General features: G+C 46.5%; 11 protein-coding genes. 8 read left to right on the top strand and 3 right to left on the bottom strand.

Annotated features, from left to right (window positions below; genetic code table 11):
* Positions 1 to 292: 292 nt before the first annotated feature.
* Positions 293 to 1,192 (top strand): cyanophycinase, encoded by a 900-nt coding sequence (locus O71_RS18700; protein ID WP_007660099.1) that lies wholly within the window; start codon positions 293 to 295, stop codon positions 1,190 to 1,192.
* On the opposite strand, the gene O71_RS18695 is transcribed toward O71_RS18700, so the two are convergent.
* Positions 1,189 to 2,118 (bottom strand): isoaspartyl peptidase/L-asparaginase family protein, encoded by a 930-nt coding sequence (locus O71_RS18695; protein WP_007660097.1) that lies wholly within the window; start codon positions 2,116 to 2,118, stop codon positions 1,189 to 1,191. The two genes, O71_RS18700 and O71_RS18695, sit on opposite strands and share 4 nt — an antisense overlap.
* 169 nt (positions 2,119 to 2,287) lie before the next feature.
* On the opposite strand from O71_RS18695, the gene O71_RS18690 reads away from it, so the two are divergent.
* Positions 2,288 to 2,665: a DUF3127 domain-containing protein gene (locus O71_RS18690; protein ID WP_007660095.1), complete on the top strand. Its 378-nt coding sequence runs from the start codon at positions 2,288 to 2,290 to the stop codon at positions 2,663 to 2,665.
* A gap of 152 nt (positions 2,666 to 2,817) precedes the next feature.
* Entirely contained in the window at positions 2,818 to 3,366 is a 549-nt protein-coding gene (locus O71_RS18685; protein WP_007660093.1) for a helix-turn-helix domain-containing protein, read from the top strand.
* Positions 3,367 to 3,439: 73 nt separating this feature from the next.
* Here O71_RS18685 and O71_RS18680 read toward each other — a convergent pair whose 3' ends face one another.
* Entirely contained in the window at positions 3,440 to 3,913 is a 474-nt protein-coding gene (locus tag O71_RS18680) for a toxin-antitoxin system YwqK family antitoxin (protein ID WP_237717906.1), read from the bottom strand.
* A gap of 270 nt (positions 3,914 to 4,183) precedes the next feature.
* Between O71_RS18680 and O71_RS18675 the strand changes: the two genes are divergently transcribed.
* Positions 4,184 to 5,599: a PhoH family protein gene (locus O71_RS18675; RefSeq protein ID WP_007660089.1), complete on the top strand. Its 1,416-nt coding sequence runs from the start codon at positions 4,184 to 4,186 to the stop codon at positions 5,597 to 5,599.
* Between the two features lie 36 nt (positions 5,600 to 5,635).
* Here the strand turns inward: O71_RS18675 and O71_RS18670 are convergent, their stop codons facing one another.
* Positions 5,636 to 6,217, bottom strand: coding sequence for an SRPBCC family protein (locus O71_RS18670; protein WP_007660087.1), 582 nt, complete (start codon positions 6,215 to 6,217; stop codon positions 5,636 to 5,638).
* Between the two features lie 198 nt (positions 6,218 to 6,415).
* Here O71_RS18670 and O71_RS27560 point away from each other — a divergent pair, with 198 nt between their 5' ends.
* The 4 genes from O71_RS27560 to O71_RS18655 all read left to right on the top strand — a co-directional run.
* Positions 6,416 to 6,865: a YkvA family protein gene (locus O71_RS27560; RefSeq protein ID WP_143731975.1), complete on the top strand. Its 450-nt coding sequence runs from the start codon at positions 6,416 to 6,418 to the stop codon at positions 6,863 to 6,865.
* A gap of 280 nt (positions 6,866 to 7,145) precedes the next feature.
* A complete protein-coding gene (locus O71_RS26015; protein ID WP_237717905.1) occupies positions 7,146 to 8,330 on the top strand; it encodes a S46 family peptidase in 1,185 nt (394 codons plus the stop codon).
* Complete coding sequence (locus O71_RS26010; protein ID WP_237717904.1) at positions 8,284 to 9,474, top strand: S46 family peptidase; 1,191 nt, start codon at positions 8,284 to 8,286, stop codon at positions 9,472 to 9,474. The genes O71_RS26015 and O71_RS26010 overlap by 47 nt, the downstream gene beginning before the upstream one ends.
* A gap of 416 nt (positions 9,475 to 9,890) precedes the next feature.
* The coding region (locus O71_RS18655) for an ABC transporter permease (protein WP_007660083.1) at positions 9,891 to 11,954 on the top strand (2,064 nt) is incomplete at its 3' end.

The raw sequence follows: 11,954 nt of genomic DNA, 5'->3' as shown, positions 1-11,954 counted from the left end.
TACGGCAGGTTATTACAGAGGTTTAGAAAATATAACTTTAATTAGATAAAATATATATAGTAAGATCGCATACCAAGGAGATATATAACAAATATGATATTCGTATTGTTTTGCCTATGCTTTTTTTTTTGAGTGCAATTCAACTAAATGAAGAAATATGCCTTTAAAACAGAATAAAGCTTTGCGGCCGTAACGATTTTCAAAAATATAGGTAATCTTAGGTGAGGGTTATGATGGCTGTTGCGATCATACCTTCACTGTAACAATACAATTAGCATAAAAAGAAGCACCCGTGGATAGACCAAAAGGAAAGCTGATAGCCATTGGCGGAAACGAAGACAAAGGCTCGTACCCCAACCCAAAACACAAAAAGAAATATTACCTCGATTTCTTTGAGCTGGGAATATTAAAGCGTTTCCTTAGTGAGATACCTGCCCGCAACCCTGCCATTGAAGTGATCACAACGGCATCGCTTATACCTGAAGAGGTAGGTGAACGCTATGAAAGTGCTTTTGCCATTTTGGGCTGTGAGAACGTAAACATGATGCACATCAGAGAAGATGAGGATGCCTTGAAACCTGAATACCTGGAACGGATCCGAAAAGCAGACGGTGTCATGTTCAGTGGTGGTGATCAATCGCGGCTTACCCGGATTTTCGGCGAAACAGAATTTCTGCAGATTATCAAGGACAGATATTGGAACGAGGACTTTGTTGTCGCCGGCACCAGTGCGGGCGCCATGGCCATGTCAGAGATCATGATCAAGGGCGGCAGCTCTACCGAAGCATTGCTGCGAGGCTCCGTTAAGATGGGACATGGTTTTGGCCTGATCAACGGCGTGATCATCGACTCGCACTTCGTGATAAGGGGGCGCTTCGGTCGCCTGATGGAAGCCGTTGTGACGCATCCCAAAACAGTAGGGATAGGCCTTGGCGAGGATACCGGCGTTCTGATAACAGAAGGCCATATGATCGAAACCATTGGCTCCAATCTGGTGGTGGTGGTGGATGGGCACGGCGTAGAATATACCAACATCAATGATATAGAGAACGGACGACCTGTGGCCATTGCCGGAATGATGATGCACGTACTAGCCAAAGGCAATGTGTTCAACATAAACTCACGTGCCTTTTACAAGGACATGGAAGATGTTGAGAAAAACGAATTGGCATCCGAGTCTAGTAGCAACTAGTTTTTATAGATAGATACCCTGCCTTCCTGATCTTGGCTGGTTCTGTAGCCCCTGTACATACCTTCAGAGTTAAAAGGCAGGGCGATGTTGCCTTTATTGTCTACTGCGATCAGGCCGCCCTCTCCCCCGAAGCGGACAAGCTTGTCCATCACAACTTCATCGCAGGCTTCCTGCAAGGTATAGCCTTTGTATTCCATCAGGCAGGAAACGTCGTAGGCTACTACCGCCCGAATGAAAAACTCTCCATGGCCTGTGCAGGAAATCGCACAGGTATCATTATTTGCATAGGTTCCGGAGCCGATCACCGGGCTGTCCCCAATCCGGTTGTAGTTCTTGTTGGTCATACCGCCCGTGGAGGTAGCCGCGGCCAGGTCACCGTTGGCATCACGTGCTACGGCGCCCACAGTCCCGATTTTGCGGTCCTCGGTGTGGTCGAGCATAAAGATGTCGGTGTCCCTAACATCGCGCCATTGCTTGTAGCGGTGCTTGTCATAAAAGTATTCTTCCGGTTCAAAAGCGATGTCATACTTCCGGGCAAACTCCTCTGCCCCGTAGCCACATAGAAAAACATGGTCAGAGTGCTCCAGTATGGCTCTGGTAAGCCGCACCGGGTTTCGGATGCTGCGCACCCCTGCCACAGCACCGGCCTCCATGGTCTTACCGCACATGATGGCAGCATCCATTTCATGTTTGCCTTCTTTCGTAAATACAGAGCCTCTTCCGGCATTAAACAGCGGAGAGTCTTCCAGTAGCGCAACAGCCAGTTCCACCGCGTCCAGGGCGCTTCCACCCTTTTCAAGTATCTGGTAGCTTTGGTTCAGGGCATGGGATAGGGCGCTTTTGTAGGCTTTCTCTAAGTCGGGTGTCATAGAGGCAGGCGTAATGGTGCCGGCCCCTCCGTGAATGGCAATAGCTAGGTTTTGCATTGGTATTGGTTGGGTTACAGTGGTTCCTACGCCGGCAAGCGCTCTGCTGTTTTGTGTGAGTCTGATTAAGGCGATATTTTAAGAAATGCTGCCTTTTTTTAGTCCCGTCGAAACCAAAGATTTTGTATATTTGTCATTAGATCAATCTATTCATTCTAAAGTTTATTTTATGTCGTTTGATATTCAAGGAAAGCTGTACGAAGTGTTTGAAGAACAGCAGGTAAGTGAAAAATTCAGAAAGCGTGAGTTCGTGTTGGAGATTCCGGATGGTTCATTCACGCAATACTGCAAGTTCCAGCTGACACAAGACAAGTGTAACCTGATCGACAACTACAAGCAGGGCGACGAAGTGAAAGTTACTTTTAACCTGACTGGCAAGCCATTCACTAAAAATGGTCAGACTATGTACTTCACCAACCTGCAGGCCTGGCGTGTAGAGGGTGCTGCCGCAAACGGTGGTTTTGGTGCTCCGGCTGGTGCCCCAGCACAGGAGTCAGCTGCTCCTTCTTTCTACAGTAGCGATGCAGACAATGATCTGCCATTCTAATAAATATTGCGTATAAAGAGAGCGAGCCCCAACAGGCTCGCTTTTTTTATGCTTTCATGACACTGCACATAGCTTGCTTATTATAAAATGCAACTGACTGTGTCTTTTCGTTTTATCATTAGGTATAGCCGCTATACTACAGCCTTCTGACTATGGACGATTTACAGCGCCTGATCTGGCAGGGCGAAAACGATCAGGTAGACTTCAAACAACGGGTAACCCAGCCCGACAAAATAGCACGCACACTGGTTTCCTTTGCAAATACACGCGGTGGGACCATTCTTATCGGGGTGAAAGACAATGGCTATATTGTGGGTATCGACCCGGATGAAGAAAAACACACCCTGGAACTGGCCGCTGCATTCTACTGTAACCCTCCGCTGCAATTGACTTATGAAGAAGTAGAGTTGGATGGACATACTATTTTGAAAGTATCTATACCTGAAAGCGATCAGAAGCCGCATTTTGCCAAAGTGAAGGAGGATGACTGGCGCGGCTATGTGCGTGTGAATGATACCAGTGTGCAGACCAGTAAAATGGTGGAGAAATCCATGCAAACCGAGGAGCCTGCTTTCGAGCGCATCCCGCTCGACCGCCATGAGCGTGCCGTGCTTGATTACCTGGCGCTTAACCGGCGGGTTACCCTCCGGCAGTATATGAAGATTGCGAATCTTTCTGAGAGAAGGCTTATAGGATGTTAGTGAAGCTGGTGATTCATGGGTATTTACGACTGCATGATAAGGAAAAGGAAGAGTATTATACCTTGAGTTAATCTCAGTCCCTACTGCTAAGGTCTAACTTTATTTCATTTCCCCTTTCATAATACTCGGTATGGGTGAGTTGGCCGGCCCGGTTGTATACCTCCCAGGTTCCGAACCAGTAGTAGTGGATCACACGCTCTGTCTCGACGACTCTTGCCATCCCCTGCTTTTCCAGTTCGCCATTATCGTGGAAAAGCTTGACCAGAAACTCCTTGGAGTTTGGATTGTGGTACTCAATCTTACGGATACTGCCATCCGGGTAATAGTAACGCCACTTGCCCCGCTCCTGACCGTGCTTGAAACGCCCATTGCGCAGTAGCGTGGTGTTGTCTGACAGGTATAGTTTCCAGCGTCCGTGGTGACGGCCTTCTTTGTCGAAACGGTTGATCTTGAAGGGCCAAATGCCCTTCTTAGGCTTGGACTGCGCCTGCAGTGCCAGCGGTATAGCGAGGAACACTATAAAGAAGAAGGTACAGCAGAATTTCATACGATAGTATCTTAGGCAGTTTCGCATGGCACCAGCTTCAGCAAATGCTGTGTGCTTCGACAAATGTAAAAATTATTTCTGTTTTAACTAAATATTTAGTTGTACATAAAAAAATACGTAAATGTTTCTGAATCAGATAACTTAATTTTTGATAAATACTGCCCTTGGTAACAGGGCCTGTGCGGGTTCTGAAATAGCCTGTTTCAAAAATAGACTAACCGCTATGTAATTGCGTAAAAAGAGTATGTTCAGCCCTTTAGCCCTTCCCTTATGCCCAAACAGACGAAGACAACCCAGGATAACACTGAAAAAATTTCCCACGCGACCAGCACGGTAAAAGTCCCGGCTAACAAGAAACCCTCTGACACAAAAGAGAAGAAAATATTCGTACTAGACACCTCCGTCATTCTCTACGACCATAGTGCAGTGCAGAACTTCCAGGAGCACGATGTAGCTATTCCGATCACGGTGCTGGAAGAGCTCGACAACTTTAAGAAAGGCAACGACATCAAGAACTTTGAAGCCCGCGAGTTTATCCGTTTCATTGATAAGCTTTCGTCAGAGCACATGCTGCAAGAGTGGATCCCGCTTAATGGCAAGACCAAAGGCAAGTTTAAGGTGATGATGAACGGAAGCGCCAAGCTCGATGCCACCAAGATCTTCGGTGACAAGAACGATCATCACATCCTTAACTCCGCCCTGCACATGCAGCAGGACTTTCCGAAAAGCAAAGTGGTGCTGGTGACCAAGGACATTAACCTACGCCTCAAAGCCCGTGCGCTCAACCTGATCGCAGAAGACTATGAAACCGGAAAGATTCAGGACGTAGCTGGCTTATATACCGGCAGTGACACCTTAGAGGAGATTGACCCGGCTGTGATCAACGATCTGTATGAAAAAGGCAGCTCTGAAAGTGTTAAGGTGATCAAAGAGACGCCGCCTGACAATCACTACTATGTGCTCAAAAGCTTTAAGAACTCTATCCTGTCCTACTATAACCCGGCTGATGACCAGTTTGAGCGGGTTGACAAGCAAACGGCCTATGGTGTGAAGCCACGCAATGCCGAACAGACTTTTGCCATGCATGCCTTGTTAAATCCGCGCATTAAGCTGGTAAGTATACAGGGTGTAGCCGGCACGGGCAAAACGCTGCTGGCCCTGGCAAGCGCCCTGGAGCAGCGCCGTGACTACAAGCAGATCTACCTGGCACGCCCTATTGTGCCACTCAGCAACAAAGACATCGGCTACCTGCCCGGCGACATCAAGTCGAAGCTCAATCCCTACATGGAGCCGCTATGGGACAACCTGAAGTATATTCAGAATCAGTACGCCGAGAACAGTAAGGAGTACCAGAAACTTAGAGAACTGGTGGAGCTGGAGAAACTGGTGATCACGCCTCTGGCGTACATCAGGGGGCGCAGCCTTTCGAACATTTACTTTATTGTGGACGAAGCGCAGAACCTGACGCCGCACGAAGTGAAGACAATTATTTCCAGAGCAGGAGAAAATACCAAGATCGTGTTTACGGGTGACATCTACCAGATCGATACGCCTTACCTGGACTCGCAGAGCAATGGTCTCTCCTACCTGATTGACCGGGCTCGAAACCACCCTTTATATGCGCACATCACTCTACTGAAAGGCGAGCGATCTGAGTTGGCCAACCTGGCGAACGAACTGCTCTAGCTATACCTGTATCTAAGCAAAAGGCCGCTGCTATACCTAGCTGCGGCCTTTTCTGTTGGCTATCTGTGCTTTGCTTTCTGCTTTTGCTACAGGGTCAAACAAAGCTTTGAGCGATAGCAGGCTCTGTTCTGTTTCCTGCTCGGTTTTTAATTTTTTGAAGAAGCCTCTGTATTTGTTGTAGGGGTCGTCTGCCACTTTTGAGCGTTGTTGCCATACTACCCGAGTTCCTTCTTCCAACGGCTCAAGGCTGAAGATGCCGATGGTCTCAAAGTCCTCTCCTTTGGTGAGTTGTTTGTAGTAAAGTTCAGTTGGCGGTGTGCTATCCGTAAAGTGTACTTTTACCATCCCCACTTTGTCGCCGTTCCACTCCTGGTAGGCACCCTTGCCTGTGAGCGGACCACCGTAAAGTCGGATCATGGTCGGGTCGTAGGCTTTGTTCCAGGCATTCCACTTTTCCCATTCGGTTGGATTGTTCAGGTAGGTGAACACCTGCTCAGGTCTGGCATTGACCACAATGGAGCGCCTGACCTCGTAGGAGTCAGGGAGCAGAAATGAACCGAGGTATACTGCGGCCGAAGCTACCAGCAACGACACCAGCACGAAGAGTGGCGCTTTCATATACAATGCGATATGCCTGGAGGTGTATGGGATAATTTGATGCTAAAGGTACACCAATTTAAAGGAGAAAAAACAATACAATCAAGCAAGTTTACAAGAATATTTTTTCTTCAGAATATAGCCTGCTTTTGCCTGAAACCACGGTTTATACCAATTAGCGGGATGTTGCCGTATAAGGGCCAAACAAAAGACAGAAACATGATCCAAGAACTGATAAATAAAGGACTAAAACTATCACAGCATTCTATTTTCAAGGGGCTACTGGGCAAAGCCGGAGCACTGGTGTCGAAGCCAGTGAAGCTGGGCATGCTGCTTACCACGGCCTATGGTAAGCTGGTGGACGTGGAGAGCAATAAAAGCGGCTTTGATCAGGTGAAGGAGGTAATGCAGACGTTCATCCGACTTGTAAAGGCCTACATCAACGGCTCTTACCGGGAGGTGTCGAACAAGTCGCTGCTCGCCGGTGTGGCCGTGCTGCTATACCTGGTTACACCCCTCGACGTGATCCCCGATTTTATACCTGTGATCGGCTTCCTCGACGACATTAGCCTAATGGCCTGGTTTATCGACTCTTTCCAGAAAGAGATCACCAACTTCAAAACCTGGGAAAGCAACAGGAACTTTGAGCCGACAATGGGAACGCTTTAAAGTTTAAGAGTTTGAGAGTTGGGGAGTTTAGGAATTAAGAAGTGTGATTCTGTAGGGACAGGTCTCGACCCAATGCCGTCAATTTAAGGAACAATATTCCCAATTTGTCATCTCGACTAGATCAGTCTAGAGCAATGGCAATATTTCTGATTTCTCACTAATAGAGGGCCCCTACCCCCAGTACGAAGTGACATCATTATTTAACTCCCCAACTCTCAAACCCCTAAACTCATATTTCTTCCGTATCTTGGGGGTTCAAAACCAACTCTTATATAAAAACATGATCAGTAAGCGCATTATAGCATTTTTTGCTGCCGCCTGTCTGAGTCTGGGTATAAGCACGGCCAAGCCTGATGAAGGTATGTGGCTGCCTATGCTCCTCAAGCAGCTCAACGAAGCAGAAATGCAGAAGAAGGGCATGAAGCTCTCTGCCGAAGACATTTACAGCATCAACCAGTCGAGCCTTAAGGACGCTATCGTTTCGTTTGGTGGTTTCTGTACCGGCGAGATGATCTCTTCGGAGGGTCTTTTGCTCACCAACCACCATTGCGGCTACGGGCAAATCCAAAGCCATAGTTCTGTGGAAAAGGACTACCTGACGGAAGGCTTTTGGGCTATGAACCGTGAGCAGGAGCTTCCAAACCCGGGTCTGTTTGCCACCTTCATCGTACGCATGGAAGACGTGACGCAGCAGATCCTGGCAGGTATACCGGCTAACGTAACAGAGGCTGAACGTGAGAAAATGGTGCAACAAAATATTGCCAAGGTGCGCCAGCAGGCTACCGCAGGTACGCATTACGATGCCATTATTCGTCCGTTCTTCTATGGCAATGAGTACTACATGTATGTGACCGAGACCTTCCGCGACATCCGTCTGGTGGGTGCCCCCCCATCGTCTATCGGTAAGTTTGGTGGCGACACAGACAACTGGATGTGGCCGCGCCATACCGGTGACTTTGCCATCTTCCGCATCTATGCCGACGAGAATAACAACCCGGCAGAGTACTCTCCGAACAATAAGCCTTATAAGCCGAAGCACCACCTGCCTATTTCGCTGAGCGGTGTACAGGAGAATGACTTCACCATGGTATTTGGCTTCCCAGGCCGCACGAACGAGTACCTGACTTCGCATGCCATTGAGGAGATCTACGAAACCTCAAATCCGCACAAGATCAAGATCCGTGATACGAAGCTGGCTGTGCTGGACAAGGATATGAAAGCCTCTGACGCGGTGCGTATACAGTATGCCGCTAAGTATGCCAGCGTAGCCAATGCCTGGAAAAAGTGGATCGGTGAGAACCGTGGCCTGCGTAAGGCCAATACTATTGCCCGCAAACAGGAGCTGGAGAACCAGTTCACCGCCTGGGCTAATGCTGATGCCAGCCGCAAGCAGACGTATGGTAACCTGATCGCCGAGTTTGAAAAAAAACTACAAGCAGCTGGAGGGTATCACGATCGCCCGTGACTATATCATGGAAGCTGCCTGGGGTGTGGAACTGGTGCGTTATGCCAACGATTTCATAAAGCTGAACGAGCTGATCGAAGCAAAAGCACCGCAGCAGGAGATCAACGCCCAGCTCGACCGATTGGAGAAAGGTGTAGCAGGTTACTTTAAGAACTACAATGCTCCGACCGATAAAAAAGTATTCGCTGCTCTAATGAGCATGTATTACGATAACCTCGACCAGAAACTGCATCCGTCTGCCTTCGCGATGGTGCGTCAGAAATACAAAGGCGATTTCAGCAAGTATGCCGACGAGGTGTACAGTAAGTCGCTCTTCACTTCTGAAGCCGGTGTGCGTCAGGCGATTGCTGACATTAAAGCGGGCAAAGCCAATCCATTGAAAAATGACCCGGGCTACCAACTGGCCAGCAGCATCAACGACTACTACCGCACCAACGTGCTGCCGACCTATTCCAAGGTGAACGACAACCTGAACCTGCTGTACAGAACCTATATGACCGGTTTGCGTGCCATGCAGCAGGACCGTAAGTTCTACCCGGATGCCAACTCCACCCTGCGTGTAGCTTATGGCAAAGTAGAGCCTTACGAGCCAGTGGATGGCGTGAAGTACAAATACTACACGACACTGGAAGGCATTATTGAGAAAGCTGCCTCTGGTGCGGCTGAAGACTACGCTATACCTGCCCGTCTGCAGGAGCTTTACGACAAGAAAGACTACGGTCCTTATGGCGTAGATGGTCAGCTGCCGGTTGCCTTTATCGCTTCGAACCATACCACGGGCGGTAACTCCGGTTCACCGGTGATCAACGCTAACGGACAGCTGATCGGTACTAACTTCGACCGCAACTGGGAAGGCACTATGAGTGACCTGACTTATAACCCGGACCAGGTACGTAACATTTCGGTGGATGTGCGCTACATGCTTTTCATTGTAGACAAGTTTGCCGGAGCCGGTCACCTGGTAAAAGAGATGACGCTGGTAAACGACAACACTTCTGGTCTGCCGCAGGTAGATGCCCGCCGCAAAACGGAAGCACCTGCTGAAGCCACTCCGCTGTCTAAAAGAGAGCAGCGCAAAGCTGAGAAAGCCGCTAGAAAAGCAGCCAAGAAGAAAGAAAAAGAAGAGGCTGAAGTAGTGAACTAAGCAAGCACCTTCTCCCTATTTCAGTAAGCCCCGTCGGTTCATTCAGGCGGGGCTTTTTCTTTGGCTATACTTGATGTAAGTTGTACTATACTTTTTTTGCTCCATGTTGGACTGTCAGTGCACGATCAGTATCTTCTAGTTCTCGAGCAGCAGGTAGGGAACACCGCATGAGATAAATCAAATGTCACAGTCTCTGTTGGGGTGAAAAATAATGTGATTCACTGTATCAATTTGATACAATAAGTGTGCGAAATCGAACACGGATATATTAACAGTTGCCCCAAATTTAAATCAATATTTGTTTAAAATACTGATAGTCAGTTGATTATACTCTGGCACCAACTTTGGCAATAAGATTCAGAGGGATTCCCCATTAGTATTTGGTCTATTTTTATTAAAAATCAACAATTTACGTTGTGATCAGGAACAATCTAAAAATCGCTATTCGGATACTCTGGAAAAACAAACTTTTTTCATTGGTCAATGTACTGAGCTTGTCACTGAGTATGGCGGTTGGTGTCATTTTGTTTACAGACCTAAAAGCCACGTTTGATACAGACCAATTTCATCCTAAATTAAATCAAATAGTACGGATACTCACGCAGGAAACCAATGTGGAGGAACAAACCAAATGGGCAACAGCGCCATTGCCCTTAGCGCCTCAACTGGAAAGTATCACCTTTGTTGAAAAAACGGTGAAAGTACGTCTGGCAGGAAAACATAACCTGCAAACCGACGGAGGAGATGTACCTATTGACATAAAATTTTCAGAGCCTTCTTTTTTTGATGTTTTTGGCTTTAAATTACTGTCAGGCAATGCACAAAGCCTTATCAATAATCCCACTTCCATTTTTTTAACCCAAAAAACAGCAGAAAAGATATTTGGTAACGCCAATGCTTTAGGGCAAACGGTTCAATTTGAAAACTTAGGTACTTATACCGTAGGGGGAATAATTCAAGACCCACCTTTAGAAACACATCTGCCCATTGAGGCCATGCTTTCTATTAATGCTGCCGAAGTACTTGAAAAAAAAGGTGCAATCCCTAATATTTTACAGAATTGGGGAAATTTCAAGAGTGCAGCAATATACGTGCGTCTAAAATCAGAAGATGATTTAGAGCAGTTCAATACAACGCTCCAAAACTATACACGGAAATTGGAGAAGAGCAGTCTTCAATTTTTGGGACAACCCTTAGAGGCTATCACTCCTCGAAACAATGACATTAAAAATGACTCTAATGCGGTTGGCACTTGGGAGAGCATAAAAATACAGCTGTTTTTAATTCTAGCCTTAACTCTATTATCTGCTTTCAACTACATCAGTTTGACACTGGCGCGTGCCTTTTCCCGGGCGAAAGAAGTAGGTATCCGCAAGACGATTGGCGCCACAAGAAGACAAATTATTGGACAGTTTTTAACTGAATCAATCCTTGTTTCCCTATTGGCTTTGATGTTTACAATGCCATGTGTTGAAATTTTAACGCACTACATACCCGAAATGGATACGGCGTTTTCCTATGACACAATCTTAATTTTAGGCTTGTTGACCTACGCAGTTCTCACAGGCTTAGTCGCTGGTGCACTTCCGTCATGGCTGTTGTCAGCGTTTCAGCCAATACAGGTTTTGCGTAAAATGAAGAATATTAAGCTGTTCCGGAGTATTGCTGTTTACAAATCCTTGATTGTCATACAGTTTTCAGTGACCATCATGCTGATGATAGTGGTTGTCATATTAGCCGATTATGAAATAAAAAATCATGCAATCATTAACTCAACCGTGTCACCTAATGTTTTGACACTTGATTTAAGAGGTGAAAAACATGGAATCCTACAAAACGAAATAAGCCAGTTAAGCCAGGTAGAATCGACTTTGGCTACTAACTGGTACTACAAACCGATGAAAAAGGGCAAAGCTTCTGTAACAGTAAATGGTAAGTTTTTAGAAATGTATTATGTAAGTATTGACCCTAAAACAATTGAAACAGAAGGCATCAGCTTAAAATCAGGTCAAAATTTCCCTCATGATATACCCCAAAATAGGGAACAATATGTGTTGGTGAATGAAGCTGCAGCAAAATTAATAGAGCCTGAATCGGAGACTTTAGTGGGGCAAACGCTATTACTGGACTCTGCCTATGTACAAGTCATTGGTATCATGCCTAATGAAATGATTGGCGAAACAGCTCCCTTACTATATAGGTATTTACCAAATGAAGTAGCCACCTTGACTATAAAAATAAAACCAAATACAGAATTGGAAGCAACCAAAGCTATTCAATCCATATGGGAAAACCATTTTCCTGAAAAAACAGCAAATCTTCAGAATTTAAAAGATGGTTTTTCAAGCATTGGCGATAGAATAGGTTTTTTTGGGGGATTAGCCCTTATCGTCATGATAATAGCTGGGCTGGGCATTTTAGGCATAGCCAGTTACTCCGTAGAAACACGCGTTAAGGAACTGGGTATAAGAAAAGTAATG

The organism is Pontibacter sp. BAB1700, assembly GCF_000277005.1.
GTDB classification, from domain to species: Bacteria; Bacteroidota; Bacteroidia; order Cytophagales; family Hymenobacteraceae; genus Pontibacter; species Pontibacter lucknowensis.
This window is presented reverse-complemented; position numbering and strand designations above follow the sequence as displayed.

Excerpts from the sequence above, each read along its gene's own strand:
- O71_RS18695 (WP_007660097.1), bottom strand. The coding sequence starts at position 2,118 with ATGCAAAACCTAGCTATTGCCATTCACGGAGGGGCCGGCACCATTACG.
- O71_RS18690 (WP_007660095.1), top strand. The coding sequence starts at position 2,288 with ATGTCGTTTGATATTCAAGGAAAGCTGTACGAAGTGTTTGAAGAACAG.
- O71_RS18685 (WP_007660093.1), top strand. The coding sequence starts at position 2,818 with ATGGACGATTTACAGCGCCTGATCTGGCAGGGCGAAAACGATCAGGTA.
- O71_RS18680 (WP_237717906.1), bottom strand. The coding sequence starts at position 3,913 with ATGAAATTCTGCTGTACCTTCTTCTTTATAGTGTTCCTCGCTATACCG.
- O71_RS18675 (WP_007660089.1), top strand. The coding sequence starts at position 4,184 with ATGCCCAAACAGACGAAGACAACCCAGGATAACACTGAAAAAATTTCC.
- O71_RS18670 (WP_007660087.1), bottom strand. The coding sequence starts at position 6,217 with ATGAAAGCGCCACTCTTCGTGCTGGTGTCGTTGCTGGTAGCTTCGGCC.
- O71_RS27560 (WP_143731975.1), top strand. The coding sequence starts at position 6,416 with ATGATCCAAGAACTGATAAATAAAGGACTAAAACTATCACAGCATTCT.
- O71_RS26015 (WP_237717905.1), top strand. The coding sequence starts at position 7,146 with ATGATCAGTAAGCGCATTATAGCATTTTTTGCTGCCGCCTGTCTGAGT.